24 protein-coding genes are annotated in these 26997 nt (G+C 68.9%); 4 read left to right on the plus strand and 20 right to left on the minus strand.

The window, feature by feature from the left end:
• Positions 1-209 precede the first annotated feature (209 nt).
• The gene (locus AB7I40_RS16520; RefSeq protein ID WP_428346965.1) at positions 210-1283 is read left to right on the plus strand and encodes a hypothetical protein; all 1074 of its coding nucleotides are present in this window, start codon (positions 210-212) and stop codon (positions 1281-1283) included.
• Between the two features lie 103 nt (positions 1284-1386).
• Here AB7I40_RS16520 and AB7I40_RS16525 read toward each other — a convergent pair whose 3' ends face one another.
• From AB7I40_RS16525 to AB7I40_RS16540, 4 genes are all read right to left on the minus strand, one after another.
• The gene (locus AB7I40_RS16525) at positions 1387-2010 is read right to left on the minus strand and encodes an NADPH-dependent FMN reductase (RefSeq protein WP_428346964.1); all 624 of its coding nucleotides are present in this window, start codon (positions 2008-2010) and stop codon (positions 1387-1389) included.
• A 282-nt stretch (positions 2011-2292) separates the two neighbouring features.
• Complete coding sequence (locus AB7I40_RS16530; RefSeq protein WP_428346963.1) at positions 2293-3162, minus strand: MEDS domain-containing protein; 870 nt, start codon at positions 3160-3162, stop codon at positions 2293-2295.
• 84 nt (positions 3163-3246) lie between these two features.
• Positions 3247-3885 carry a response regulator gene (locus tag AB7I40_RS16535; protein ID WP_428346962.1) on the minus strand — a complete coding sequence of 213 codons (639 nt, stop codon included), beginning with the start codon at positions 3883-3885 and terminating at the stop codon, positions 3247-3249.
• Complete coding sequence (locus AB7I40_RS16540; protein ID WP_428346961.1) at positions 3876-5822, minus strand: sensor histidine kinase; 1947 nt, start codon at positions 5820-5822, stop codon at positions 3876-3878. The genes AB7I40_RS16535 and AB7I40_RS16540 overlap by 10 nt, the downstream gene beginning before the upstream one ends.
• A 133-nt stretch (positions 5823-5955) precedes the next feature.
• Here AB7I40_RS16540 and AB7I40_RS16545 point away from each other — a divergent pair, with 133 nt between their 5' ends.
• Both AB7I40_RS16545 and AB7I40_RS16550 read left to right on the plus strand, forming a co-directional pair.
• Positions 5956-6585, plus strand: coding sequence for a hypothetical protein (locus AB7I40_RS16545; protein WP_428346960.1), 630 nt, complete (start codon positions 5956-5958; stop codon positions 6583-6585).
• 366 nt (positions 6586-6951) lie between these two features.
• Complete coding sequence (locus tag AB7I40_RS16550; protein ID WP_428346959.1) at positions 6952-7971, plus strand: AraC family transcriptional regulator; 1020 nt, start codon at positions 6952-6954, stop codon at positions 7969-7971.
• Positions 7972-7983: 12 nt separating this feature from the next.
• Here the strand turns inward: AB7I40_RS16550 and AB7I40_RS16555 are convergent, their stop codons facing one another.
• The 9 genes from AB7I40_RS16555 to AB7I40_RS16595 form a co-directional block, all read right to left on the minus strand.
• On the minus strand, positions 7984-9645 hold the full coding sequence (locus AB7I40_RS16555) for an FAD-dependent oxidoreductase (RefSeq protein ID WP_428346958.1): 1662 nt from the start codon (positions 9643-9645) through the stop codon (positions 7984-7986).
• The gene (locus tag AB7I40_RS16560; RefSeq protein WP_428346957.1) at positions 9629-9907 is read right to left on the minus strand and encodes a UBP-type zinc finger domain-containing protein; all 279 of its coding nucleotides are present in this window, start codon (positions 9905-9907) and stop codon (positions 9629-9631) included. The genes AB7I40_RS16555 and AB7I40_RS16560 overlap by 17 nt, the downstream gene beginning before the upstream one ends.
• Positions 9904-10344: a thioredoxin TrxC gene (trxC, locus tag AB7I40_RS16565; protein WP_428346956.1), complete on the minus strand. Its 441-nt coding sequence runs from the start codon at positions 10342-10344 to the stop codon at positions 9904-9906. Before trxC ends, AB7I40_RS16560 begins: the two co-directional genes overlap by 4 nt.
• Positions 10345-10352: 8 nt before the next feature.
• On the minus strand, positions 10353-12989 hold the full coding sequence (gene clpB / locus AB7I40_RS16570; RefSeq protein WP_428346955.1) for an ATP-dependent chaperone ClpB: 2637 nt from the start codon (positions 12987-12989) through the stop codon (positions 10353-10355).
• Positions 12980-13300 (minus strand): chaperone modulator CbpM, encoded by a 321-nt coding sequence (locus AB7I40_RS16575; protein WP_428346954.1) that lies wholly within the window; start codon positions 13298-13300, stop codon positions 12980-12982. Before AB7I40_RS16575 ends, clpB begins: the two co-directional genes overlap by 10 nt.
• Complete coding sequence (locus AB7I40_RS16580) at positions 13297-14274, minus strand: DnaJ C-terminal domain-containing protein (RefSeq protein ID WP_428346953.1); 978 nt, start codon at positions 14272-14274, stop codon at positions 13297-13299. Before AB7I40_RS16580 ends, AB7I40_RS16575 begins: the two co-directional genes overlap by 4 nt.
• Positions 14274-14801, minus strand: a complete 528-nt coding sequence (locus AB7I40_RS16585; protein WP_428346952.1) for a nucleotide exchange factor GrpE — start codon at positions 14799-14801, stop codon at positions 14274-14276. The genes AB7I40_RS16580 and AB7I40_RS16585 overlap by 1 nt, the downstream gene beginning before the upstream one ends.
• 5 nt (positions 14802-14806) lie before the next feature.
• Entirely contained in the window at positions 14807-16699 is a 1893-nt protein-coding gene (gene dnaK / locus AB7I40_RS16590) for a molecular chaperone DnaK (RefSeq protein ID WP_428346951.1), read from the minus strand.
• 104 nt (positions 16700-16803) lie between these two features.
• Positions 16804-17679 (minus strand): MEDS domain-containing protein, encoded by an 876-nt coding sequence (locus tag AB7I40_RS16595; protein ID WP_428346949.1) that lies wholly within the window; start codon positions 17677-17679, stop codon positions 16804-16806.
• A gap of 466 nt (positions 17680-18145) precedes the next feature.
• On the opposite strand from AB7I40_RS16595, the gene AB7I40_RS16600 reads away from it, so the two are divergent.
• Positions 18146-18868, plus strand: a complete 723-nt coding sequence (locus tag AB7I40_RS16600) for a hypothetical protein (RefSeq protein WP_428346948.1) — start codon at positions 18146-18148, stop codon at positions 18866-18868.
• On the opposite strand, the gene AB7I40_RS16605 is transcribed toward AB7I40_RS16600, so the two are convergent.
• The 7 genes from AB7I40_RS16605 to AB7I40_RS16635 all read right to left on the minus strand — a co-directional run bounded on the left by AB7I40_RS16605 (position 18861) and on the right by AB7I40_RS16635 (position 26906).
• The gene (locus tag AB7I40_RS16605; protein ID WP_428346946.1) at positions 18861-19643 is read right to left on the minus strand and encodes an isocitrate lyase/PEP mutase family protein; all 783 of its coding nucleotides are present in this window, start codon (positions 19641-19643) and stop codon (positions 18861-18863) included. The genes AB7I40_RS16600 and AB7I40_RS16605 overlap by 8 nt on opposite strands.
• A gap of 22 nt (positions 19644-19665) precedes the next feature.
• Positions 19666-20463 carry a hypothetical protein gene (locus tag AB7I40_RS16610; RefSeq protein WP_428346945.1) on the minus strand — a complete coding sequence of 266 codons (798 nt, stop codon included), beginning with the start codon at positions 20461-20463 and terminating at the stop codon, positions 19666-19668.
• Positions 20464-20550: 87 nt separating this feature from the next.
• A complete protein-coding gene (locus tag AB7I40_RS16615; RefSeq protein WP_428346944.1) occupies positions 20551-21330 on the minus strand; it encodes a LamG domain-containing protein in 780 nt (259 codons plus the stop codon).
• 50 nt (positions 21331-21380) lie between these two features.
• The gene (locus AB7I40_RS16620) at positions 21381-24362 is read right to left on the minus strand and encodes a bifunctional [glutamine synthetase] adenylyltransferase/[glutamine synthetase]-adenylyl-L-tyrosine phosphorylase (RefSeq protein WP_428346943.1); all 2982 of its coding nucleotides are present in this window, start codon (positions 24360-24362) and stop codon (positions 21381-21383) included.
• 7 nt (positions 24363-24369) lie between these two features.
• On the minus strand, positions 24370-25095 hold the full coding sequence (locus AB7I40_RS16625; RefSeq protein ID WP_428346942.1) for a type 1 glutamine amidotransferase: 726 nt from the start codon (positions 25093-25095) through the stop codon (positions 24370-24372).
• Between the two features lies 1 nt (position 25096).
• The gene (locus AB7I40_RS16630) at positions 25097-26434 is read right to left on the minus strand and encodes a glutamine synthetase family protein (protein ID WP_428346941.1); all 1338 of its coding nucleotides are present in this window, start codon (positions 26432-26434) and stop codon (positions 25097-25099) included.
• 28 nt (positions 26435-26462) lie between these two features.
• Positions 26463-26906, minus strand: coding sequence for a hypothetical protein (locus AB7I40_RS16635; protein WP_428346940.1), 444 nt, complete (start codon positions 26904-26906; stop codon positions 26463-26465).
• Between the last annotated feature and the right edge of the window lie 91 nt (positions 26907-26997).

The following is a 26997-nucleotide window of genomic DNA, read 5'->3' on the forward strand; positions in this document are numbered from 1 at the left end:
GGGTGCCTCTGGTGCGCCACCGCCTAGGTCCTCCCGCATCGTGCTGCGTAAGGAGTCAGCTGGTCCTCGGCGCTTGGGACGGGACCGCTGTGACGCGCCCAAGCGCCTCACAACGGACCGTGTCTCTTGCTTTCACCGGCGCGGTGATCCGACACTCGCACCATGACGTATGAAGGTCGAGATCATCAGCGCTGCCCGGCCGCCTCCCCATGAACACCGACGAGGTGGCGATCGGACTCATCTCGGCCCCAGGTTCGGCCACTGAGCTTGCATCGATCCTCGCCGGCGACCTGCTCGCCGAGCTCAGTTTGCACCTGCCCACGATCCAGTGGCGGGTGTCCACCGTGGTCGACGCCCTGGTGTCTCCACCTTCCGACGACGCCACCCTGGTCGCGGCGGGACGGGACCGGCTCTTGAAGGAAGGATGGGATCTGGTCGTCTGTCTCACCGATCTGCCCCTGAAGGCTCATCGGAAACCGGTGGTGGCTCACGCGAGTCCTCTGCACGGCGTGGCTGTCGTGTGTGTCCCGGCGCTCGGCGCCATCGGACTGCGCAGACGCACCCGTGACACGGTCGTCGGGCTCGTGCGCACCTTGCTGGGGGACACAGCGGACCACGCCCTCCCCGGCCGTATCCCTGGGCTCCGACGCCGCGCCACCGAGCTCGGAAGGAGCCACGAGCCAGAGAGGGACGGCAGCGTGATGTTCACCGCGAGAGTCCTCAGCGGGAACCTACGACTGCTGATCGGAATGATCCGAGCCAACCAGCCGTGGAGGCTTGCGAACGGACTCTCGAGGGCTCTGACCGCCGCTCTGGCAACGGGGGTGTTCGCCCTCGTCACCCCGGACATCTGGCAGCTGAGCGCCGCGCTCGGTTGGATCCGACTCTCGGCGATCGCGATGGGAAGTGTCGTGGGGATCACGGTCGCGCTCATCGCCGGGGCCGGTCTGTGGGAGCACGCGTCGCATCCGGTCGCTCGCAAGCAGGTAACGCTCTTCAATCTGGCGACCGCGGCAACGGTCGTTCTGGGGGTCCTCTTCCTCTACGCCGCACTGCTGCTGCTCGCAGTCGTGATCTCACCGGTTCTGGTGCCTGCACAACTGCTCGAGGAGGGCACCGGGCACGCTGTGCGAGTTGGCGACTACCTGAGGCTGGCGTGGCTCACCAGCTCCCTCGCAACACTGGGTGGCGCGCTCGGGGCGGGTCTGGAGAGCGACGACGTGGTCCGGGCCGCCGCTTACACGTACCGCCAGGAATCGCGTCAGAGCATGCCGAACGCGTGACCAGCGCTCGTCGGTGTCGTCCTCAACGGTCGTGGCGCGCGAGCCACCACGAAACGCCGACACCTCCTTGTCCCCGGAGTGGGCTCGATCCGCCGGTCGCTTCCTAGCGGCCGTCATCACTGCCAGATGGCCCGCCTTGCGCGTCGTTGCTCGGCTCCTGTTGGCGTGGCAGGACGGTGAGGACCATGCCGATGTAGGTGCGGAACTCGGCCATGAAGGCGCGGAGGAACTCCTGGGTGGAGTCGTTGGTGACCTCGCCGTCGTTGTGGAAGACATCTGGGGAGTACTGGATGTAGGCCTCGGGTGAGGTCATCTGGCGGGCGTTGCAGAAGCTGAGCACACCGCGCAGACTCTGTTGCCCCATGGCAGTCCCGATCTGTCCGACGGAGGCTCCGATCACCGCGGCCGGGATGTGGTCGAAGGAGTTCTGTCCCCATGGTCGGGACGCCCAGTCGATCGCGTTCTTCAACGCTCCGGGGATGGAACGGTTGTACTCGGGGGTGACGAAGAGTATTGCGTCGACGGCAGCGATCGAAGCCTTGAGCGCTCGGGCTTCCGGCGGGTAGTCATCGTCGAAGTCCGGGCTGTACAGCGGCAGGTTGCCGATGGGAATCTCGCTGAACTCCAAGTCGTCTGGGGCGACCCGGATGAGGGCCTTGGACAGGATGCGGTTGATGGACGTCGACGACAGGCTTCCGACGAAGTAGCCGACCTTGTGGGTGGTCATTTGTTCCTCCTGGTTTCGTGCTTTCCACTGCGTACGTCACCCCCTGCGAAGACGTCATCGTGGCTGGTCTCAAGCCCCTGCGCGTCCATCTCCTCCGGGTGGGACACGCCCCGCCGGAACGCGAGGGTAAGGCGACCACCGAGGGCGTCGTCCCACGTCGACGCCGACTGCTCTGCCCATGACCACTCCATTCGCCGCAAGCACCTGTTCCGCCATGCTCTCGGGCGGGCAGGCCACCTGCATCCCGTGAACGGGTGCACTTGACTGGCCGGATCGCCTTGGCTAGCCCATGTGCAGGCGGTGCTGCATGGCCAGCACGGTCAGCTCGACTCGGGAGTGGATGCCGAGCTTGGTGTAGATGTGCTTCAGGTGCGCATCGACGGTGTGCGGTGAGAGGAACAACTGCTGGGCGATGTCCTTGTTGATCAACCCCCTGGCGACGAACCCAGCGATGCGCAGCTCGCTCGGGGTGAGCGAAGGCCACGGATCCGGCCCGGGCTCGCCCGCAGATGCAGCACCCAAGGGGCGCCTGTCCCTGTGGTGCGTCACCTCAGCGTCGTACTCAGCTCGGGTCGTGAAGTGCGGGTTGTCGAGAACCGTCCGATCCAGGAGCACGACGGGATGGGTCTTGAGCACGGCAACGAGCATGTCGAGCCCGAAGCGCTGCAGGTCGTACATGCACATGAAGACCGCTGGCTTCCGGTCCACGATGTCGTTGAGGGCCGCCTCGTACACGAAGAAGTCATCGGCCCCATGAGGCTGCAACTGCACCCCGGGCCACGGCATCTCCCCGGTTGCCCGCAGAAGTCCGGAGCCCCCCGCGACCACCGCCTCGAGGATGTCGGAGAGCACCGAGGTCATGTGCTCGACCGAGAACTTCCCGGACTCCAGGTAGACCTCTGAAGCCGGGCGCACGTCGAACCGATCCGTCGTTGGGTCCGCGACGCCGGCCTCGCCGACCGCCCGGGCACGCACGACGCCGGGCTCGACGCCGTCGATGTAGCACAGGCAGGTGTCCCCGTGCCGAAGGCCCTCACGAAGGAACGGGAAGAGGAGGTCGTCCCGCTCCGCGGAGCCGGAGTAGAGAGCGCACAGGTGCGTTCCTGGCGCAAACTGGTCCACGCCCGGGATGCCCATCTCGATGACAGTCATAGTTGGCCCCTTGGTCATGCCGACGGTACGCCCAATGGTCGGTGAAAGCACGGGCAGCCAGGACGGCAGGTCAAGAGGCGGCGATCAGCCAGGAGCCCGTAGGTGCGTGAGCACAGCAAGCACGCGCCGATGGGCCTCATCGGTCTCGGGGATCTCGAGCTTGCCCAACAGGTGCCCGACGTGCGCCTCCACGGTGCGTGAGCTCAGGACCAGTCGAGCCGCGATGCCGGCGTTGTTGAGACCCTCGGCCATCAGCGCCAAGACCTCGCGCTCCCTCTCCGTCAGCCTGCCCACCGGGTCGGCGCGTGCGGCCATCAGAGCCGCGATGACCTTCGGGTCGAGTGCGGACCCTCCCGAGGCGACCCGTTGTGCGGTCTCCATGAACTCCGTGACGTCGAGCACCCGGTCCTTGAGGAGGTAGCCGAACCCCGGCAGGGCCATCAGGTCCGTGGCCTGTGCGGTCTCCACGTGCTGCGAGAGCAGTAGCACTCCCAGATCCGGCCAGGTGGCCTTGATCAGTCTCGCCGCCGTCGCCCCCTCGTCGGTGAAGGTCGGCGGCATCCTGATGTCAAGGACGACGAGGTCGGGCCGCCGCTCCTCGACGAGGGAGACCACGCGGTCCGCCGAGCCCTCCGACGCCACCACCTCGTGTCCCAGATCCGCGAAGAGGCGGACCAGGCCCTCGCGCAGCAACGCCTGGTCCTCCACGACGATCACGCGCACGGCAGCCGCACCTCCAGACGTGTTCCGCGTCCCAGGGAGGACTGCACGCTGAGCTCCCCCCGGTGGGCCCGCGCCCGATCCGCCATGCCGAGCAGGCCGGAGCCGCGCGACGCGTCGGCACCTCCCTGCCCGTCGTCGCTCACGGCGACGACCAGTGCCCCGCGCTCACGTGCGACGCTGACGTGGATTGCCGAGGCACCGGCGTGCTTGACCGCGTTCGTCACTCCTTCGCAGGCGATGAAGTACGCCGCACTCTCCAACTCGGCGGGGAACCGGTCGTCACCCGCCGAGACGTCGACCGGCACCGGTGTGCGGTCGGCGAGCTCGCGCAGGGCACCGCCGAGCCCGTCGTCCAGCGATCCCGGACGGAGCCCGCCGGCCAGCTCACGCAGCTCGTCGATCGAGCACGCCAGCTCTGCGACCGCCGCGTCGATCACCTCCGAGACCGCTGCCTGGCTCTGATGGCGCTGGGCGTGCCGCAGCATGAGCCCGATGGAGACGAGTCGCTGCTGTGCACCGTCGTGCAGGTCCCGGGCCAGTGCACGTCGCTCCTCGTCAGCGACTGACAGGATCCGGTTCCGTGACGCCTCGAGCTCGTGCATCTGCTGGCGCAGCTGGGTCTGCAGTGCCACGATTTCGACCGCCAGGCGGCCCGCGTCCGCGACGTCGGTCACCAGCCGGGCATCCTCGTCGCGGTGGCTGATCAGCACGGTCATGTGTGCCGACGTCGGCAGCGACGTCACGGTCCGCCCCGGTCCCGGTCGCGGTCTGCCCCCGCGAGTGCCGTCGGCGCCGAGCACCTCCCCGGCCGGCAGACCGAACCCGAGCTCGAGCCGGTCATCGCGCAGGGAGCGCCGGAACACCTCCTCGATGTCGGCGCTCGAGGCGCGACCATGGCGCAGCGCATCGACATAGTCCGTCATCTCCACGAGTGCTCGGTGCCGCGACGGGCGAAAGGCACGGTCGACGGCCTGCTGCACCCGGTCGCGCAGCGGCCTGAACACCACCGCCACCACGAGCGCCGCGGTGGCGGCAGCCACCGGGGAGGTCACGAACGCCCCGACGGCGAGCACGATCCCGGCGTACGCCGCGGCCAGCACCAACGACAGGGCGACGTAGGCCACGGTGCGCGCGATCACGAGGTCGACGTCGTAGAGCTGGTGTCGCAGGATCGCGACACAGGCCGACACCGGCAGCAGCATGAGCGCGGCGGCGCTAAGGATCTGGATCGGTGCCCAGACGGTCCAGAGCGCCGCCGACAGCGGGAGGACCACCGCGACCACGACGGCCGCTGAGGCGAACCACTTGAGCTGGTCCCGCTCGACGCCGTGGGCCTGCCGGAGCCTGACCACGAGCGCCACCACGGACAGCACCAACGCCAGGCTCACCAGTCCGGCACCGAGGCCGAACAACGGCTCGGCGGGGAACCCGTCCACAGCGAAGGGGTTCACCCCGTCGGCGAACTCCGACCCGAGCCGCGGGTTGAGGGTCCAGCCCGGCAGGGCGAGCACGGCTCCGGCACCCCAGATCCATACGGCGACGCGCCACCGCCGGCTCGGGAGGTGCCCGTCGGGGAACAGCAGGAACAGGAGCACGAGCCCACCCGCCGCGAAGATCCACGCGAGCATCCCGACCAGCTCGGCGTAGTGGCTCAGCGGCCGGTCACGTCCAGCCGCCCACTGCCCGTAGGCGAGGGCGAAGTCTGCGGTCGCGGCGCTCTGCAGCGCGAAGACCACCAGCAGCCAGCCGATGCGGTGACGTGGGTAGCGACCCAGGATCAGGGCGCCGGCAGCCGCCTGAGTGACGGCGTACACGAAGTAGAGGACGGGCTCGCCCAGGCTGGTCACCCCCACCGAGAGGACGACACTGGCAAGCTCCAGGACGAACACCACCACCACGACGACGCCGGCCGCGATCCGCAGGCACCGTTCTGACATGCGTCGATCCTCCCAGCGCGGGGCCTGGAAGGGCATACGTGCTGGCACTCGGTTTGGTCGCGGGTGCGCCCGGATGCGCGGTGCCAGGCGGATCCATAACGTCGAGTCACCTCGTCACGACAGGAGGAACACCATGTCCGTCTCCGCCGACTCACCCACCATCGCTCGCGACCGCCTCGCCCGCCTCGGGCGCTGGTGCACAGCCGCGGCCCTGGTGGGGCTGCTCCAGGGCCTGGCACTGCTGGTGTGGCCCCACCAGGTCCCGGAGGACCGCTTCAGCTTTCCGTTGACGGGGGTCGGGTTCGTCATCGCCCAGGCCACGTTCTTCCTGCAGCACCTCCCCCTGGCCCTCGCCGTGCTTGCCCTGGCCGGGGCCGTGACGGCGACGCCGGCCCGTTACGGGCTGATCGCGGCGTCGGTCGGGCTGGGATTGCTCGCGGTCGTGGAGCTGGCGGCGATGAGCGGCGCGACGACCGAGGAGGACTCGGCGCTCGCGTCGGCCATCTACTCGGCGTACGGGCCCCCGGTGCTCCTGGCCGGCGCCGGCCTGACGGTCGCCGGGATCACCGTCGTACGCCGCCACGAGCTCGACGCCCGCGTGGGGTGGCTGCTCGTCGCCCTCGGCGGTTGGGTATTCGTCGGCCTGACCCCGGCGCTGTCGAGCGGCTCGTTCGTCGGCGGTCGGGTGGCCATCATCGTATGGATGCTGTTGTTCGCCGGGCTGGGCCAGGCGATGTCGAACCTGGCCAGAGCACGAGGCTGAGCCGTGTGTGCGCCCGAGAAGGATGTCGGGCTGTATCGACAGACTGGTGGCGCCTTGCCGCCTGTGGGGTGGGGAGGGGGATGCCGGGGCAAGGCGCCACGAGGGTCTTGAAGGACCCTCGAACCAAGGATGACGCGGATACACACCTGAATGATCACTGTCGGCGGGACCCTGCGCGATCCGGCCACCAGTCGGCGCTGCGCGGATCATCAGACGCTCCCAGAGCCTGGCCAGTCTGCCTAGCATGACCTCTTGTACCGGACGGCTACCCTGAGGTGCCGAGTCCGGTGTGAGTTCGACCGCCGACCTCTTCGGCACGGCGCGGGGTTTCCGGCGCCGATCTCGGGACACTGCAGGAGAAGCACCATGAACGCCGCCAACTCGAGCCTCGGGCCAGGTTGGGACCAGGACCGGCCATCCCCGCCGTCCACGATGCGACGCGCGACCGATGACCGCGACGAGGCCGAGAGGATCGTCACCGAACTCTATCTCCCGAACCGGCTCGACCTCACCAAGGGTTCGGCGCGGCTGGGCATGGAGGTGACCGGCCTGCGCCTGGGCTCACTCATCGTCGGCCGGCTGAGCTACGGGCGCCGAGTCCGTTTGAGCACCGCTGACGCCGAGAACTTCCACGTGAACATCACCTTGCGCGGCCGGGCGAACTCAAGGAGCGGGGCCTGCGAGCCGGTGATGACAGGTCCGGGCGAGGGACTGGTGTTCTCACCGGAAGCGCCCGCCTCGATGTCCTGGTCGGCCGACTGTGAGCAGCTGTGCCTGATGATCGCGCGGGGTCGTCTGGAGGCCGAGCTGGAGCACCTCTTGGGCCGATCCGTTCGGGATCGGCTGTCCTTCGACTTCAGCGCCGATCTGCAAAGCCCCCTGGGGCGTCGCTGGCGCACGGTGCTGAGTCTGCTCGTGGACGAACTGGACGACCCGACCGATGTCGGCCGGGATCCACGCGTGGGCCGACACGTCGAGGCGCTGGTGCTCGACGGCCTCCTGCTCGGTCAGTCACACAGCCACACCGACGCCGTGACCCGCGAGCGCCCGGTCAGGTTGGGCGGGGCGATCAAGCAGGCGGTGGAGTTGATCGAGGAGCGACCTTCAGAGCCGTGGACGACGGTCCGGCTTGCCACTGCGGTGCACATGAGCGTCCGGGCGCTGCAGGAGGGTTTCCATCGGGACCTCGCCACGTCGCCGATGAGGTACCTGCGCCAAGTCCGGCTACGCAGGGCGCACGAGGCGCTCCAAGCGGCCGACGGCCATGCCACGACGGTCCGTGCCATCGCCGTCAGCCTCGGCATCCTGCATATGGGCCGCTTCGCCGCCGCCTACCGCAACGCCTTCGGCGAAGCTCCCTCGGCCACGCTCAACCGTCCGACCTGACCGAGGTGCCCATCATCGCCGTCCGGCTGTGATGAGGTGTTCGTACACCAGACGCACGACGATCGCGCCCTCACCGACGGCCGACGCCACTCGCTTCACCGAGCCACTGCGCACGTCCCCGACCGCGAAGACGCCCGCGCTCGCGGTCTGGGACAAGGCGGTTCCCTGGAAGCCGGTGCCCGTCTGCACGAACCCCTTGTCGTCGAGCGCGATCGCGCCCTCGAGCCACCGGGTGTGGGGCACGGAGCCGATCAGCACGAACAGAGCCGTGGAGCTGAGGGGTCGGCGCTCGCCCGTCCGCAGATCGTGGACGATGACCTCCTCGAGGCCGAGGTCGCCATGTAGTTCGCAGACCTCGCAGTTGCGCCACACGTGCACCCGGGGGGCCGAAGCAATCCGGTCTGCGAGGTAGCGTGACATGTCGCGGTTCAGGTCGTCATGGCGAATCACCAGATTGACCTCGGAGGTGTTCCGGGCCAGGAACAGAGCCGCCTGCCCCGCGGAGTTCCCGCCCCCGACAACAGTGACCGGGTCGCCGCGGCAGAGCCGCGCCTCGAACTCGGTGGCAGCGTAGTAGACGCTCGGCCCCTCGAGCCGTTCCATGCCGGGGACCTCGAGGCGGCGGTACCGCACGCCGGTAGCCAGCACCACGGTGCGCGCCTCCACGTGCGTCCCGTCAGTGAGGCGCACGATGAAGTGGCCATCGATGTCGTCGAGCGACTGGGCCTCGCCAGGGATCGTGAAGGTGGCCCCGAACTTGCGGGCCTGGACGACTGCGCGATCGGCGAGCTCAGCACCGGAGATGCCGGCCGGGAACCCGAGGTAGTTCTCGATCTGGGACGAGGTCCCCGCCTGCCCTCCCGTCGCGATCGAGTCGAGCACGACCGTGGAGAGTCCTTCAGAGGCCGCCGTCAACGCAGCGGCGAGACCGGCCGGACCGGCGCCCACCACCAGGACGTCGTGCGCATCGCGGGGCGGCGCTTGCTTGCGCAGCCCGACGAGCGCGGCCAGCTCCGTGGTGCTGGGGTTGCGCAGGACGTCCTGGCCCTTCCAGATCACAACCGGCGTCTGGTCAGGTGGCACATCGAGGGCTCGCAGGGTCGCCTCCGCCTCGGAGTCGTCCTCCAGGTCATCCCAGCGGTACGGGACGCGATTTCGGCTCGCGAAGTCCCTCAGCCGGCGCGCGTCGGGCGAGAAGCGGGAGCCGATGATCCGGAGCCCGGCGCCCAGGCTGGCGTGAAGGTTGCGTCGAAGGATGAAGGCCCGCAGGATCAGGTCACCCAGCGCCTGATCCTGGGTGACCGCCTCCTTGAGCCGGTCGAAGCGGATCTCCTCGACCTCAACGTCGGTCTGGGCGATGGCGGTGACGTAGACAGCCTGACCGGTCAGCATCGACAGGTCCCCCACAAAGCGACCCGGCCCGTGGACGGCGATCACCCGCGACCTCCCCTCGCTGTCGTCCTCCTGGACAACACGAACCCTGCCCTCCAGCACCACGAACAGGCCGCAGTCGCGGTCCCCCTCGCAGAAGAGCACGGTGCCCCTGTCCAGCCGCTTCCGCTCGCCGTACCGCGAGAGCAACATGACCTGGTCGGCGGTGAGCCGAGGGTAGGCGCCGGTGGTGTCCGGGCTCTCGGGCAGGTCTGAGAAGTCCGACTCAGACGAACTGCTCATCGACATAGCACCACCTCCAGCTCTCGCCCGGTTCGATCGAGCGCACGATGACGTGGCCCGCCGTGGCGGCGTGGGCGCGCGCGTGTCGCATCGGTGAGGAGTCGCAGCAGCCGACCTGCCCGCACGTCAGGCACTGGCGCAGGTGCACCCATGGGGTGGCCAGCTGCACGCACTCCACACACACCCGCCGGGCGGGCGGTGCGACGGGCTGGATGATGGCGAGGTGCGGGTCAGCGCCGACGCGCGTCGGGTTGGCGCTCATGACGCCCTCGTCGGGAGCTTGGACTCAAGCCATGAGCGCAGCTGGTGCTCCGGCAGTGCACCGATCTGCTTGTCGACCACCTGTCCGCCGTCGAGGATGACCAGCGTCGGGATCGACTGGACCCCGAACCGCCGGCTCACCTCCGGGTTGTCGTCGGCGTTGACCTTGACCAGCTTGAGCTTGCCGGCCAGCTCCCCGGCCAACTTCTCCAGGGCCGGGCTCACCATCCGGCACGGCCCGCACCACGGAGCCCACACATCGACCAGCACGGGCAGGCTCGACTCGTCGACGACGGCGTGGAACTCGTCGTCGGTCGCGTCGACCACCCAACGCAGCGGAGTGCTGCACTTCCCGCAGCGGGGCATGCCGTTGGCGACCGCCGGAACACGGTTCTTGGCTCCGCAGTTGCTGCACGCGATCTTCGTTGACTTCTGCATGTTCGCGGTCATGCCACTGCCCGCCCCTCTGACGGGCTGCCGGCCGCGGTCATCGTGATCTCCCCGTCGACGATGTCGATCGAGATCGTGCCCCCGTCAGCCGCGTCGCCGCGCAACAGTGCCCGGCCGACCTGGGTCTCCACCTCGCGGGAGATGTATCGCCGCAGCGGGCGGGCGCCGTACGCCGGGTCGAAGCCCTGGTCCGCGATGAAACGCCGCGCCTCGGCCGTGACCTCGAGGGTGATGCGCATGTTTGCCAACCGCTCGCGGAGCTCCTCGAGCTGGAGGTCGACGATGCGCTCGATCTCGGCGAGGGTCAGCGGCTTGAACATCACGATCTCGTCGACACGGTTCAGGAACTCCGGGCGGAAGTGCGACTGCAAGGTGCGCATCACCATCGAGCGCGCCTCATCCTTGACCTCGCCTCCTGCGGTGACGCCCTCCAGCAGGTACTCCGAACCGATGTTGGAGGTCATGATCAACACGGTGTTGCGGAAGTCGACGGTCCGGCCGTGGGAGTCGGTCAGGCGACCGTCGTCGAGCACCTGGAGCAGCGTGTTGAAGACATCGACATGGGCCTTCTCGATCTCGTCCAGCAGGACCACCGAATAGGGCCTGCGCCGTACGGCCTCGGTGAGCTGACCACCCTCCTCGTAGCCGACGTAACCCGGAGGTGCGCCGACCAACCGGCTGACGGTGTGCCGCTCCTGGTACTCGCTCATGTCGATCCGGATCATGTTCTCCTCGGTGTCGAACAGCGCGGCCGCCAGCGTCTTGGCCAGCTCCGTCTTGCCGACCCCGGTGGGGCCGAGGAAGATGAATGATCCGATCGGCCGCTGCGGGTTCTTGATGCCCGAGCGGGCGCGTACGACGGCGTCGGCCACCAGCTGCACCGCCTCGTCCTGGCCGATGACACGTTCGTGGAGAACCTCGTCGAGGCGGAGCAGCTTGTCACGCTCACCTTCCTGGAGTCGCGAGACCGGGATCCCGGTCCAGCGCGACACGATGTCGGCGATCTCGTCGGCGGTGACGACCTCACGCAACAGCCGCCGCCCGCCCTGCTTTCCCGCGAGCCGGGACTCGGCCGCCTCCAGTCGCCGATCGATCTCCGGCAACTTGCCGTGTCTGAGGGAGGCTGCCCGGTTGAGGTCGTACTCGCGCTCGGCCCGCTCGCTCTCGAGGCGCACCTGTTCGAGCTCCTGGCGAAGCGACTGCACCTCGCGCAGCGCCGACCGTTCCGCCTCCCACTGCGCGCGCAGGGCATCGGCCTCGGCCCGCGCGTCGGCCAGCTCCTTGCGCAGCTCCTCGAGGCGGGCCTTGCTCGCGGCGTCCTCCTCCTGCGAGAGAGCCGCCTCCTCGATCTCCATCCGGGTCACGCGTCTGGTGAGCTCGTCGAGAGCGGCCGGCATCGAGTCGATCTCGGTGCGCAGCATCGCGCAGGCCTCGTCGACGAGGTCGATGGCCTTGTCGGGCAGGAAGCGGTCGGAGATGTAGCGGTGGCTCAGCGTCACGGCGGCCACCAGGGCTCCGTCGTGGATCTTCACGCCGTGGAAGACCTCGAGCCGCTCGCGGAGCCCACGCAGGATCGAGAGGGCGTCCTCCTCGTTGGGCTCGTCGACAAGGACCGGCTGGAAGCGGCGCTCGAGGGCTGCGTCCTTCTCGATGTGGGTGCGGTACTCATCGAGGGTGGTGGCGCCGATCATGTGGAGCTCACCGCGGGCCAGCAACGGTTTGAGCATGTTGCCAGCATCCATCGCACCCTCCCCGGCCCCGGCCCCGACGACGGTGTGCAACTCGTCGACGAACAGCAGGATGTGGCCCTCGGCACTCTGCACCTCGTTGAGCACGGCCTTCAATCGCTCCTCGAACTCGCCGCGGTACTTCGCCCCGGCGATGAGGGACCCCATGTCGAGCGCGAAGACGGTCTTGTCACGCAGGCCCTCGGGCACGTCACCGTCGGCGATCCGCTGGGCCAGTCCCTCGATGATCGCCGTCTTGCCGACCCCGGGCTCGCCGATCAGTACGGGGTTGTTCTTGCTCTTGCGTGACAGGATCTGGATGGTCCGGCGGATCTCCGAATCCCGGCCGATCACCGGCTCGAGCTTGCCCGCCGCCGCCGCCGCGACGAGGTCGCGGCCGTACTTCTCAAGGGCCTCGTAGGTCCCCTCGGGAGTCGCCGACGTCACCCGCTGGTGACCGCGCACTTCGGTCAGCGCGGCCAGGAAGGTGTCGCCGGTCAACCCCTGGGCGTGAAGGAGCCGTCCCGCCGCCGAGCCCGACCCCTCCTCCACCAGAGCGACCACGAGATGCTCGACCGAGACGTACTCGTCCTTCAGCCTGCGGGCATGGCTGTCGGCGGTGTCGAGCAGCCGCGCCAGCCGCTGGGTGATGTGCACCTGCCCGGGCGTCGCCCCCGGACCGGTCACCCGCGGTCGGCGTCCCAGCTCGACCTCCAGGTCCTCGCGCAGCCGGTCCGGATCGGCTCCCGCCCGGGCCAGCAGTGGCGCGACCAGACCGTCGCCCTGGTCGAGCAGCGCCAGCAACAGGTGCTCCCCGTCCACCTCGACATGTCCGAAGCGCAGCGCTTTGGTCTGGGCCTCATGCAGAGCCTCCTGCGACTTCTGGGTCAGCCTGTTCAGGTCCATGGAGCTCCTCCTCGTCGTGACATTCGCCGTTGCGATCTCTCCAGCTCCGCGATCCGGTCGAGCAGCTCGACCACCAGCCCCAGTGCGGAGTAGCCGAGGTTCAGGCTCATCCTGAGCCGCTGGATCCTGGCCATCTCCCTCACCTGGGAGGGCTCGAACCACAAGCGCCCCTGTGCGTCGCGGGTGACTTCCAGCAGCCCGAGGGCCACCAGGCGACGTACCAGGTCGGGATGTACGCCCGTGGCCTGCGCATAGCTGTCGAGGCTGAGCCGGTAGGGCCGCGCGAGGGTGAAGTGAGTGACCGCGGTCATTGCCTGCTCCTGGCCTGGAAGCTGGACATCGTCGCGAGCTCCTCGAAGCGACGCTTCTCATCGTCGGTGAGGGTCCCGGGCACGCGGATCTGCAGCTCGGCGTAGAAGTCTCCCGGCTCGCCTCGCCTGTTGGGAAGCCCGCGGCCCTTGAGCCGCAACCGGCGGTGGCTGGACGAGCCGGCCGGAACCTTCACCGTCGTGGCGCCACCGGGGGTGTCCACCGAGACCGATGCGCCGAGAGCTGCCTCCCACGGGGCGATCGGCAGGAGTGCCTGCAGGTCGCGACCCTCGACCCGGTAGCGCGGGTGCTCCGCGATCCGGACCACCAGGTAGAGGTCTCCGGCTGCCGCCGAGCCACTGCCGGGGCCGCCCTGGCCGCGAAGGCGGATCCGCTGGCCGTCGACCACGCCCGCCGGGATGGTGACGTCGAGTGTTCGAGGGCCATCGGGGCCGCTGATCGCCACGCTGCGCTCGGTGCCGTGGTAGGCCTCCTCGACCGACACCTCCACCTCGGCCTCGTGGTCGGAGCCGGTAACAGGGCCTGGTCCCCAGCCGCGGCGGCCCCGAGCGCCCCGCCCTCGGCCGCCGAACAGACCCCCGAGGAGGTCCTCGAGGTCCACGTCGTCGCCGAAGCTGCCCGCTCCGAAACCTCCTGATGGACCTGCCCCCGACGACCAGCGTGCTCGGCCGCCCGCCCCGGCGTCGGCGTAGGTCCGGGCTTGGCGCCAAGCGGCCGGGTCCGTGTCGGAAGGGACGCGTCTGAAATCATCTCCGAAAGCGTCGTAGCGGCGCCGCAGCTCGGGATCCGAGAGGACGTCGTAGGCCTCCGCGATGTCCTTGAATCGTTCCTCGGCCCCGGTGTCCTTGTTGACGTCGGGGTGGTTCTGGCGTGCCAGCCTGCGGTAGGCCCGTTGAATTTCAGACGGGTCGGCATCGCGCGAGATTCCGAGGATCTCGTAGAAGTCCTGCGCCATCAGGATGCCCTCGTAGCCACCACGACCGCGGCGGGACGCAGGATCTTGTCATCCGGCCCGTAGCCGGGACGCACGACCTGGGCCACGGTGCCAGGCACCAGCCCCTCATCGGACACGGTGCTGACCGCCTCGTGCAGGGCCGGGTCGAAGGCACGGCCGGTGTCGTCGCGACGCGGATAGCCCAGGTCGGCCAGGACGCCGACCGCCTGGGCGAGGACGGCTCGCACGCCCTCGACCACGGAGTCGGGATCGGAGGTCGCGTGCTCGAGCGCCCGCTCCAGGTTGTCCAGGACGGGCAGCCAGCTGTTGGCCACGGCCGCCCGTTCCTGCTCGCGGCTACGAACGACGTCCTGTGCGCAACGCCTGCGGAAGTTGTCCAGCTCGGCAGCCGTCCGCCGCCACGCGTCCTCCAGCTCCGCGATTCTTCGCACCTGGTGGATGCGGTCCGATGCCTCGTTCACCTCCATCTCGCTCGGCAGTGCCGCAGCCGCGGAGGACTCGGTCGTCGCTGCCTCATGGTCGGACATGGCGATCAGTGAGACGTGAACTCGGCGTCGATGACGTCGTCGTCATCGCTGTCAGACATGTCATCGGTGGCGCCGGCCGGGCCGGTCGACGATCCGCCACCACCCCGGGTCGCGGTGCTCAGCACCTGGCTCAGTTGGTGGAGCTCCCCGGTGAGAGCGCGGAGGCGGTCGATTGGTTCGTCACCCTCGACGGCCTGCCGGGCCTCCTCGACCAGCATCTCGGCACGAGCGCGGTCGTGCTGGGCGACGGACGCGCCGCCCTCTTCGAGGGCCTTGCGCACCTGATAGGCCACGGAGTCGAGCTCGTTGCGAGCGTCGACCCTTTCGCGCAAGGCGGCATCCTCACCGCGGTGGGTCTCGGCGTCGTTGATCATCCGGTCGACCTCCTCCTGACTGAGTGTGGAGGTCTCGCTGATGGTCACCTGCTGCTCGGCACCGGTGTCCTTGTCGCGCGCCGAGACATGCAGGATGCCGTTGGCATCGATGTCGAAGGTCACCTCGATCTGGGGCACCCCGCGAGGCGCAGGACGGATCTTCTCCAGCCGGAACCGGGCCAGCACGCGGTTGTCGACCGCACTCTCCCGCTCGCCCTGGAGAACCACCACGTCGACGGCGGACTGGTTGTCCTCAGCGGTGCTGAAGATCTCAGTCCTGCGAGCCGGGATGGTGGTGTTGCGCTCGATGACCTTGGTCATCACCCCGCCCATCGTCTCCAGCCCCAGCGACAGGGGCGTGACATCGAGGAGCAGCACATCCTTGACCTCACCCTTGATGATCGCCGCCTGGACAGCCGCGCCGACGGCGACGACCTCGTCCGGGTTGACGGTCATGTTGGGCTCCTTGCCACCGGTGAGACGGCGGACCAGGGCCTGCACGGCCGGGATCCGCGTCGAGCCGCCCACGAGGATGACCTCGTCGATGTCGTCGGCCGTCGCCTTCGCATCCTCCATGGCCTGCTTGACCGGGCCCAGGCAGCGCTCGACGAGGTCAGCGGTGAGCTGGTCGAAAGTCGACCTCATCAAGTTGACGTTGAGGTGTTTCGGCCCGGACGCGTCGGCCGTGACGAAAGGCAGGTTGACCGCCGTCTGGGTCACCGCCGACAACTCAACCTTGGCCTTCTCGGCAGCTTCGAACAGACGCTGCAGGGCCTGGGCATCGTCGCGGAGGTCGATGCCGTTGGACTTCTTGAACTCGTCCGCCAGGTAGTCGACGACGCGTCGGTCGAAGTCGTCTCCGCCCAGATGCGTGTCCCCAGCCGTAGATCGGACCTCGACCACCCCCTCGCCGACGCTCAAGAGGCTCACATCGAAGGTGCCGCCACCGAGGTCGAAGACCATCACGGTCTCGTTCTCGAGCCTGTCCATCCCGTAGGCGAGGGCTGCAGCCGTCGGCTCATTGATGATCCGGAGGACTTCGAGCCCGGCGATCTTCCCGGCGTCCTTGGTGGCCTGCCGCTGCGCATCGCTGAAGTGCGCCGGGACGGTGATCACCGCCTCGGTGACCCGTTCCCCGAGGAACTTCGCGGCGTCATCGGCCAGCTTGCGGAGCACCTGCGCCGATATCTCCTCAGGTGCGTACGGTTTGCCGTTGACCTGGAACCGCGCCGCGCCGTCGGGACCTGCGACCACGTCGAACGAGACGGTCGTCAGCTCGCTGCTGACCTCGTCGTACTTGCTGCCGATGAACCGCTTCGCGGAAGAGATGGTCCCCTTCGGGTTCAGGATCGCCTGACGTCGGGCCATCTGGCCGACCAGTCGCTCACCGTTCTCCAGGAAGGCGACCACGGACGGGGTCGTCCGATTTCCCTCCGCGTTGGGGATGACCTGCGGCTGGCCACCTTCCATCGCCGCGATCACCGAGTTCGTCGTACCCAGGTCGATGCCGACTGCCCTACCCATGACTACTCCATTCGCCGGAAGCACTGTCCGCCGTCCATGCTTCTCGGGGCGCGCGCGACCTGCATCCCGTGAACGGGTGCATTTGGCAGCGTGATCGCTGATGGCTAGCCGGCGGGGAGGCGATGCTGCAGGGCCAACACGGTCAACTGGACCCGCGAGTGGATATCGAGCTTGATGTAGATGTGCTTGAGGTGGGCGTCCACGGTGTGGCGGGAGACCGACAGCTCCTCGGCGATCCTGCGGTTGGTGGTCCCCCGGGAAACTCGGGAGGTGACCCGCAGCTCGGCGTCGGTGAGCAATGCCCACCCGTCGTCGGTTCCCTCGTCGCGGAACGCCTCAACCCTGACCAAGGGATACCGGGTTGGCGCGGCAACCCTGGCCGCCGGTAGGGACTCCACCGGGTCCACGTAGTGCGGGTTGTCGATCAGCGCACGATCCAGCAGAACCTTGGGGTGGGTGTGAAGTACTTCGACGAGCATGTCGGCCCCGAGCTGCTTCAGGTCGTAGAGGCACATGAAGATGGCCGGCACCTGCTCGACCAGCGGGTTGAGAGCCGACTCGAAGCGGAACAGGTCGTGGCAGCCCGGGAACCAGGGCATCACCCACGAGATCTCACCAGCGGCTCTGAGAACGTCGAAGTCGGCTGCGAGGGCCGCGTCCACGCTCTCGGAGAGGAACTGGATCATGCTCTCGATGCAGAACTCCCCCGAGCGGAGGTAGGCGTCAGATGCCCGTACGGCGTCGAGCTGCCCCAATCGCCGAGAGTACCCAGGACGGGGCGGCCCCATGGCCCGGTCCCGGACCAGACCCGGCTCGACATCGTCGAGCAGGCACAGACACTTGTCGCCGTGCCGCAACCCCTCCTCGAGGAAGGGGAACAACAGTCGGTCGCGCTCCGCTGGGCCCGAGTAGAGGGCGCAGAAGTGCGTTCCTGGGTTGACCCCTCCGGCTCCGGGGATGCCGAGGCTCAAACCGTTCATGGTGGTCACCGTTCGCGAATCCGAAGCAGTGTTTCGACACTACGCGCATTTGGTGCCGGCCGCCTGCACGCGTTCGGTAGCTACCGCGAGGTGGACGAGACGCGGGCGCGGTCACCGAGCCGGCGGTCGTGCTCGTGATCACCTCGGAGACCGCGGTGCGCAGATGATCCGCCCGCGACCTGACGCTCTGAGGTCAGTCCCGGACCGAAGAAGGACACCGTCGCCATCCCCCGATGCGACGGTGTCCTCACTGGGTGAACGCTCGACCCGTCAGGTCATGACGCCGCTGAAGAGCCAGGCGACCGTCCACAGCCTGCAAATGACGAGAAAGAACTATGGAGGGCCGACCGGCCGGCTGACAGGATTCCTCTGAACCGCCCACGGACCCGAGACCGTGGGCGGTTCTTCGCATCCCGAATCGGTGACATCAGGTATTCACAGCCACCCCACACCCCTCCTGTCGGGCATGAGCAACACTGTCGAGATCAAGGTCACCCTCGAGGAGCAACAGCTCGCCGACGCGCTGGCCGCACTGGACCTGCGCAAGGCCAGCGCGCTCACCGTCTTCTTCCTCGACGACATCGCCCCCGGGATGACCCTGCCCCTGTTGGCAGCCGGCGTCATCCTGCGAGTCCGGGTGCAGGAGGGTGGTGACGAGGGCGACGCCACAGTGAAGCTCCGGCCCTGTCGGGGCTCTCAACTCGTCGACGGGTGGCTCGCTGCCGAGCAGAGGGCTGACCTGGACCATCGCATCGAGCAGGACTGGGCCGGGGATCGCCATGTGCTGGCAGCCTCACTCCAGGCCGACCTCACCGAAGGCACCATCGGCCGGCTCCAGGTCGGAGGCCCGCCACCGGACGACCTGCTCAGCGCTGACCAGGCGGCGTACCTCGCTGCCTGCTCGGGGATCCCGCTGACGCCGGCCGGACTCACCACCCTGGGCCCGGTCGCGGCCACCCGCTGGAAGACCGTGCGTGGTCCGGGCCTGGACGAACTCGACCTGCGCGCCGAACGATGGACGGTGGCCGGGCTCGACTTCCTCGAGCTGTCCCTCAAGACCGACGAGACCACGGCGCCGCAGGCACGGCACGCCCTCGAGGCCGCGCTCGACGCCATCGGGTTGATGCCCGACGCCACGCAGGAGACCAAGACGCGTCGGGTGCTGGAGGCGTTGGCCGGCGTCAGTTGAGAGGACGCATCGACGCAGGCACTCCCCCGCCCCGGTGCACCTCTTCCACGAGCTCCTGCAAGGCGGTCAGAGCAACCCGCTGAGACATCGGTCCGTAGGAGACCCGAGCCACGCCGAGTTCCTCGAGACGGGCCAGCGAGGGCACCCCCGGCACCCCGATCACGGTCAACTTCTGAGGGCCGAAGGCGTCCACGAGGGCGCTGACCTGGGCCTCATCGAGGCGACCGGGCACGAAGACGACCGGTGCCCCGGCATCCAGGTAGGCCCGACCCCGGCGGATCGCGTCCTCGAGCACCTCGCTCGGATCCCGGTCCCCGGCCCGGACGAAAGCATCCGTGCGGGCGTTGAGCACGAAGTCGACGCCCTCGTCGGCAGCGGCCGCCATCACAGCCTCGACCTGCGCGACCGCCTCGTCGAGCGGCTTGAGCTGATCCTCGAGGTTGGCGCCCACGATGCCCACCCCGATGGCCTTGCGCACCGTCTCGGCAGCATCACCGTAGCCACCCTCGAGGTCGGCTGAGACGGGCAGCTCGGTGGACGCAGCGATCCGGCCGACTGCCTCGATCATGAGGTCGACGGGAATGTTCTCTCCGTCCTCGTAGCCATAGGAGGCTGCGATGGAGTGACTGGCGGTGGCCAGGGCCGTCGTGCCAGGGACGGCGGCGACGGCCTTGGCGCTGATCACGTCCCACACGTTGACGACGGTCAGCAGCGAGGGGTCGGCATGCAGTTCGGCGAGGCGGTGGGCACGGGCCTGCAGGGCTTCAGTTGTCATGCCGCCCAGCGTAGGCAGCCGGTCAGTCGATGCGGAAGAACGCGTTGTCGATCTTGCCGTTGAACTGGTCGGAGGCGTCCACGACCGAACCGTCGGAGGTGAGCTTGCCTCCCACGCTCAACGGGGTCGCCACCGGATAGGACAACTTCCCCACCGCTGCCAATGACGTCACTGTCGTGGCGGCCCCCAGGGTGCCGTCGCTGCGGATCGAGCGCACCGAGAAGGCGAACCGATCCGGACCGGGGACGGAGGTGCGTGAGCAGCGCAGCTGGAACCACGCCCCGGTGACCATGGCCCGACCGGACACCAGGAGCGTCGCACCGCCCGGCCCGCGGACCCGGCAGCTGGCCTGCCCGTGGTCGACCTGGATCTTGAACTGCGAGGTCTCGTTGTAGAGCCCTCGCTGGATCACGTTGTTGCCATTGTCGTAGTAGGTGCCCGCATTGGTGCCGTCGAGCCGCACATCAGCCCCGAACGAGAACGGGCGTCCGCTCGGCACCAACTCGTCGACCGGCCCCGCGTTGGTCACGGCGACCACCGCACGCGGATCATCCGCCGCGCCGCCGTACGCCGGGAAGTCAGCAGCGTTGCGAGCACCCGTGTAGGAGGGCGCGAACGAGATGCTGCCCCCGTTGGTCGCAACCACACGCTGCACGGTGCTCGCCGTGCCCGCGTTGTTGATGGTGACCGCGACGCCGGTCGGGCCGTTGAACGGCAGCCACACGTCGTCGTCGCCGGTCGCGCCAGCAGGTGAGCTGATCGATGCGAGAGCGGCGAAGGCGGCCAGCACGGCCAGTCGGCCAGCGCATCGAGCTGGCATTCGTCTCCTCATGGTGCTCCCCGGGAAAGTCGGCGAAGGGTTGAGCATAACGACCGCTGGTCGAGCTGCGGGCTGGATGAGCGCTCTTTACCCAATCGCTACGAAAACGTTGTCGAGGCTTCCGTTGAACTGGTCGGACTCCTCCTCGATCGACAGATTCCGATCCAGCTTTCCGCCCATGGAGAGCGGCGCGTCGTCCGGCAGGTCGACCGCGCCGATGGATCCCGACTCCTCGTCAGTGACGGGGTCGCCCGGATCTCCGTCGACGGGGCTGACCGTGACCCTCACGCTGTCGCCGTCGCGCGCACAGGTCACCGATTGCCACGTCCCGGTCTCGATCGGCGCAGAGGACTTCGCGGTCACTCCCCCGGCATCGCCTTCGACCCGACAGCTCGCCACGCCCTTGTCTATCTGAAGCTTGAACTGGGCACCCATCCCGAACAGTCCTCGCTGGAGCACGTTGTTGCCGTTGTCGAACTCGCTGCCCTGGTTGGGCTCGCTGAGCAGGACGTCGGCACCGAACCGGAAAGGGGCCTCGCCCGGGGACAGCGCCTCCGGGTCGTCCGCCGTCACCGCCAGGACCGCCCGCGCGCCGTCTCGATCACCGTCGAACTCCGGGAAGACCGCCGCCTGACCGGCACCGGGGTACGACGGGCCGCTGGTCACCTCGCCACCTCCAGCCGACACCTGCTCGGCAGAGACCTCGACCTTCGACCCATCTGTAGATGTGAGCGGTGAGTCGTCGAAGTCGAAGCGCACGGTGTCGGCGATCGAGTCGTCATCGTCGCCGGTGCTGGCGAACCAGAGGCCGACGCCGATGGCAAGGGCGAGCACAACTGCGCCCAGCACCCAGCTCCACCGCTTCATCGCACCTCACCCCGTCGTCTGGCCCAGATCCTAGGTGACAGGTGGTCCGCTCAGTCCCAGAACACCCGATCCACGACCGCTCGCGCGTGGCGGGTGGTCCGGAGGTAGTCGTTGAGCATCTGGTCCGACTCGCCAGCCGCATAGCCCAGCACGCTCGCTACGGCGGCGCGTTCCCGGGGGTCGCGCGGCAGTTGGTCGGCAGCCTTGCCGCGGACCAGGGCCACCGCGTTACGCGCCCGACTCACCAGGCGCCAGGCACCGGCCAGCACGGCTGCGTCGTCGGGATCCAGCAGCCCGGCCTCCTGGGCAGCCGTGAGCGCTTCGAGCGTGCGGGGCGTCTGCAGGGCCGGATGGTCGGCGGCGTGGCGCATCTGCAGCAGCTGCACGGTCCACTCGATGTCGGCGAGTCCCCCGCGACCCAGCTTGAGGTGTGTGTGGGGATCGGCTCCTCGGGGCAGCCGTTCCTCGTCCACGCGCGCTTTGATGCGGCGTACCTCGATCACGTCGGCCTCGCTGAGGCCCCCCTCGGGGAAGCGGATGGGGTCGATCAGCTCGGTGAACCGGGCCCGCAGGTCCGGGTCCCCGACGACCGCGTCCGCACGGAGCAGGGCCTGGGCCTCCCACACCTTGGACCACTTCGCGTAGTAGGCGGCGTACGAGTCGATCGAGCGCACCAGCGGCCCCTGCTTGCCCTCGGGGCGGAGATCCGCATCGACCTCCAGTGCGGGATCCGTCCCGGGTGCGATCAGCAGCTTGCGCAGCTCGTTGGCGGTCGCCTGGGCGAACGAGGCCGCAGGGTGCGACTCGACTCCCGGCAAGGGGTCGTGCACGAACATGACGTCGGCGTCACTGCCGTAGGACAGCTCGAAGCCCCCGTAGCGCCCCATGGCGATGACCGCCATCGTGGTCGGCACCTGGTCGAGCTGACGGGCTTCGAGCACGTGGCGCTGTGCCACCTCGAGCGTCGCTTGCAGGGTCGCATCGGTCAGACGCGACAGGCCGGCGCCGATGTCGGCGATGTCGGTGAGCTGCAGGAGGTCGGAGACCGAGATGCGCAGCAGCTCGCGGCGCCGGATCCCCCGAATGGCCCGCACCGCCGCGACCGGGTCGCCGTGGCGGGCCGCGGAGACCCGCATCTCCGCCACCAGCACCTCGGCGCTGAGCGGCGAGAGGTCGTCACCGAGCAGGCGGACCCCCTGGGGCTCTCGCTGCAGCAGATCCGTGGCGTAGCGCGAGGTCGCCAGGACCCTGGCGAGCCGCTCGGCGACGGCCCCCTCGTCGCGCAACTGTCGCAGGTACCAGTGGGTGTCGCCCAGGGACTCACTGATCCGACGGAACCCGAACAGGCCGGCGTCGGGATCGGGAGCGTCGGCGAACCAGCCGAGCAGCACCGGCAGCAGGGTCCGCTGGATGGCTGCCGACCGGCTGACTCCACTGGTCAGGGCCTCCAGGTGCCGCAGCGCAGCGGCGGGGTCCTGGTAGCCGAGGGCGGCCAGCCGGGCCCCTGCGGCTTCTGGCGAGAGTCGCGCCTGGTCACCCGAGATCCTGGCCACCGAGCTGAGCAGCGGACGGTAGAACAGCTTCTCGTGCAACCGTCGGACCTCGCGACGGTGGTGGAGCCACTCCCGGTCGAGTTCCTCCACCGGATGCTTCACATGCCCCAATGATCGACCCAGGCGGCGCAGGGCCTCCTCGTCCTCCGGTACGACGTGCGTCCGGCGCAGGCCGTGAAGCTGGATGCGGTGCTCGAGGGTGCGCAGGAAGGCGTAGGCATTGTGCAGTGCCTCGCCGTCCTCGCGGCCGATGTAACCGCCTCCGGTCAGAGCCGCCAGGGCGCTCAGGGTGGTCGGACTGCGCAAGGTGTCGTCCGAGCGCCCGTGGACCAGCTGCAGCAGCTGCACTGCGAACTCCACGTCCCGAAGGCCGCCAGAGCCCAGCTTGAGCTGTCGTTCGGCCTCGTGTTCTGGGATGTGCTCCAGCACCCGGCGCCGCATCGCCTGCACGTCGGCGACGAAACCCACCCGCCCGGCCGCGGCCCACACCATCGGTGCGATGCGCTCGACGTACGCCGCACCGAGGGCGAGGTCGCCGGCCACCGGACGTGCCTTCAGCAGGGCCTGGAACTCCCAGGTCTTGGCCCAACGTTCGTAGTAGCTCTCGTGGCTGGCCAGGGTGCGCACCAGGGGCCCGCGCTTGCCCTCGGGACGAAGCGCGGCGTCCACCGGCCAGATCGTCCCCTCGGCGGTGTGGTCCGAGCAGATCTGGATCAGGTGGGTGGCCAGCTGGGTGGCAGCCCGCAGTGCCACCGTCTCGTCCGCGCCCTCCTCCGGTTCGTAGACGAACACCACGTCGACGTCGCTCACGTAGTTGAGCTCGTGTCCCCCGCACTTGCCCATCGCGACGACGGCGAGGCGCGTCTGGTCGGCCTTGTCGCCGACCCGTGCCCGCGCCAAGGCCAGGGCCGCGTCCAGGGTGCCGGCGGCAAGATCGGCGAGCTCGGCAGCCACGTCGTCCACGCCGACGTGGTGGGCCAGATCGCGAGCAGCCAGGCGCATGAGCACTCGGCGGTACTCCACCCGCAGGGCGTTGCAGGCCTCGAGGTCAGGCAGCCTCGCGGTGGGCCGGGCGTCGGACGGGTCGGCGCCCACGGCGCGGATCAGTCCTTCGCGCAGGGCGTAGGCGGCCGGTCGGGTGGAGCCCAGGTGGGGATCGGTGAGCTCGGTCCACTGCTCGGGGTGCCGGTGCAGGTGATGGGCCAGGGCGGTGCTGGCGCCGAGCACGCTGAGCAGCCGCATCGCGGTGCCTTCGTCATCGGCGACCGCCCTCAGCATGGCCTCGCGGTCCGGCACGCGCTCGGCCAGCTCCAGCAACCCCCACAGGGAGGCATCGGGGTCGGCAGTGCGTCCGAAGATCGCCTCGAGGGGCTGGGCCGCAGCACCCAGCTGGGCCAGCCCGGCCACGGTGGCCTCGATGTCCTGGAAGCCGAGCCGGATCAGGTCGCTGCGCCGCGTCGTTCGCGTGGAGCGGGTCATCGCGGCGTCACCGCCCGGCTGCCAGCGCCGCGAACGACGCTGCGAGGGGCCGCCACGCGGCCCGCAGTTCCGGTTCGGCACGCCGGAGGTCGGCAGTCAGGCGGTCAGCATCGACCCCGAGCAGCTCACACTCCTCGCGCGCACTGTCGGCCCAGCTGCGGAAGATCTCGTGGTCGATCTCCGGGTGACACTGGACGCCCCACACCGTGGGGGCCAGCCGGGCGGCCTGGACGTCGCCCTGCGGGGTGGTTGCCAGCACCTCGGCCCCCTCCGGCAGCGAGGTGACCAGGTCGAGGTTCCAGTGAGCGGCCTGGGTCGCGAACCGGACCGACCCCAGCAGCGGGTCCTGCTCGGCACTCGGCGCCCAGATGACCGGCACCAGGCCGACATGGTGACCTCGAGGGTTGCGGCCGGACACACCGCCGAGCGCGACCGAGGCGAGCTGGTGGCCCAAGCACACCCCGAGAGTCGGGACTCGCGACGAGTCCGCCTGACGGACCAGCTCGCGGACCGTCGGCAACCACGGGTGGTCCTCGTCGTCGGTGGCTCCCATGGCGCCACCCAGCACCAGCAGCGCGTCGTACGCCGCGAGGTCGGTGGGCAGGTCGTCGCCGAGGTAGGGCCGGCGTACCTCCAGGTGACAGCCAGCCTCGGACAGCCACCGCCCCAGGTGCGCCGGTGGGCAGTCCGTCTCGTGCTCGATCACCAGGATCACCGGACGGTGACCGCTCATGTCACAGCACCGGCAGCATCCGGTCGCGCTCGAAGGCGCTGACCTGACCGCGGTACTCCTCCCACTCTGCGCGCTTGTTGCGCAGGAAGAAGTCGAAGACGTGCTCCCCGAGAGTCTCGGCCAGGAGCTCGGAGTCCTCCGCGATCGCGATGGCGTCGTGCAGGCTCTTGGGCAGGGGCTGGATGCCGAGGCTCTTGCGCTCGCGCTCGGTGAGCGTCCAGACGTCGTCCTCGGCCTCGCGGGGCAGCTCGTAGCCCTCCTCGATGCCCTTCATCCCCGCGGCCAGCGTGACCGCGAAGGCCAGGTACGGGTTGCAGGCCGAGTCGATGGTGCGCAGCTCGATCCGCGTGGACTGGCCCTTGTTGGGCTTGTACATCGGGACCCGGACCATGGCTGAGCGGTTGTTGTGTCCCCAGCAGATGTACGACGGGGCCTCGCCGCCGAACATCATCCGCTTGTAGGAGTTGACCCACTGGTTGGTCACACAGCTGATCTCGGAGGCGTGCCGCAGGATGCCGGCGATGAACTGGCGACCGGTCCGGGAGAGCTGGTACTCCGCGCCGGCCTCGAAGAACGCGTTGTTGTCGCCTTCGAACAGCGACACGTGGGTGTGCATGCCCGAGCCCGGGTGCGTGGTGAACGGCTTGGGCATGAAGGTGGCCCAGATGCCCTGGCTGAGGGCCACCTCCCGGATCACCGTGCGGAAGGTCATGATGTTGTCGGCGGTGCTCAGGGCATCCGCGTAGCGCAGGTCGATCTCCTGCTGCCCCGGTCCGCCCTCGTGGTGGCTGAACTCCACCGAGATGCCCATGGCCTCGAGCATCGTGATGGCCTCGCGCCGGAAGTCGGCCCCCATCGATTGGGCCGTGTGGTCGAAGTAGCCGCTGCGGTCGACCGGCACCGGCTCCACGCCGGCCTGCGGGGTGTCCTTGAACAGGTAGAACTCGACCTCGGGGTGGGTGTAGAAGGTGAACCCCTTCTCGGCCGCCGTGCTCAGCGTGCGCTTGAGCACGTAGCGCGGATCGGCGTAGGACGGGCTGCCGTCAGGCATGACGATGTCGCAGAACATCCGGGCAGTCGACGGGCCCTCACCGCGCCACGGCAGGATCTGGAACGTGGCCGGGTCGGGCTTGGCGAGCATGTCGGACTCATAGACCCGGGCGAACCCCTCGATCGCTGAACCGTCGAACCCGATGCCCTCCTCGAAGGCTCCCTCGAGCTCGGCGGGAGCCACGGCCACCGATTTCAGGAACCCGAGCACATCGGTGAACCACAAGCGTACGAACCGGACATCGCGCTCTTCGAGAGCGCGGAGAACGAAGTCTTCCTGCTTACCCATGGCGCCAACTATGGCGCATGCTGGCGGGCTAGTCGTTGTCAGGCAGGGTGTTGCGTTCGATCTCGGCCACGGTCGGCTGGCCGCGGTTGCAGAACACCTCCAGGTCCACCGAGCGGGCCGCCTTGCTGAACACGGCGTCCACGTCGTCGTCGGGTCCCGTCTCATAGCTGACGACCCGCCACCCGGGGGCCGGCCTGGCCTCGAACCCGATCGCGTAGACCCCGCGGCAGCCGACTTCGAAGGAGCCCCACTCCCCCGAGATGGCGTCTCGACGCAACGGGGAATCGGGGTCGGGGACGCTGGTCTGCTCGTTGAGCTGGTCGGTCCGGATCGACTCGTTGCCCGCCGACGTACCAAGCGGGCCACGGCCACGGATGCTGGCCCCCACCGTGGTCACGGCAGCCACGCCCACGGCAACGGCCACTGCGACGGCGAGCAGCCACAACACGGGGTATCCGATACGTCTGCTCACCGCCCCAGTGTGGCGCCCGCAGTGCTGCGGCGAGGCTAGAGCCGGGTTAAGGCGAGGATAAGGAAGCCACTGGTGGGGCCCGAGGGCTGGG

Origin of the sequence: Nocardioides sp., assembly GCF_050246775.1 — a bacterium.
Taxonomy (GTDB): Bacteria; Actinomycetota; Actinomycetes; order Propionibacteriales; family Nocardioidaceae; genus Nocardioides.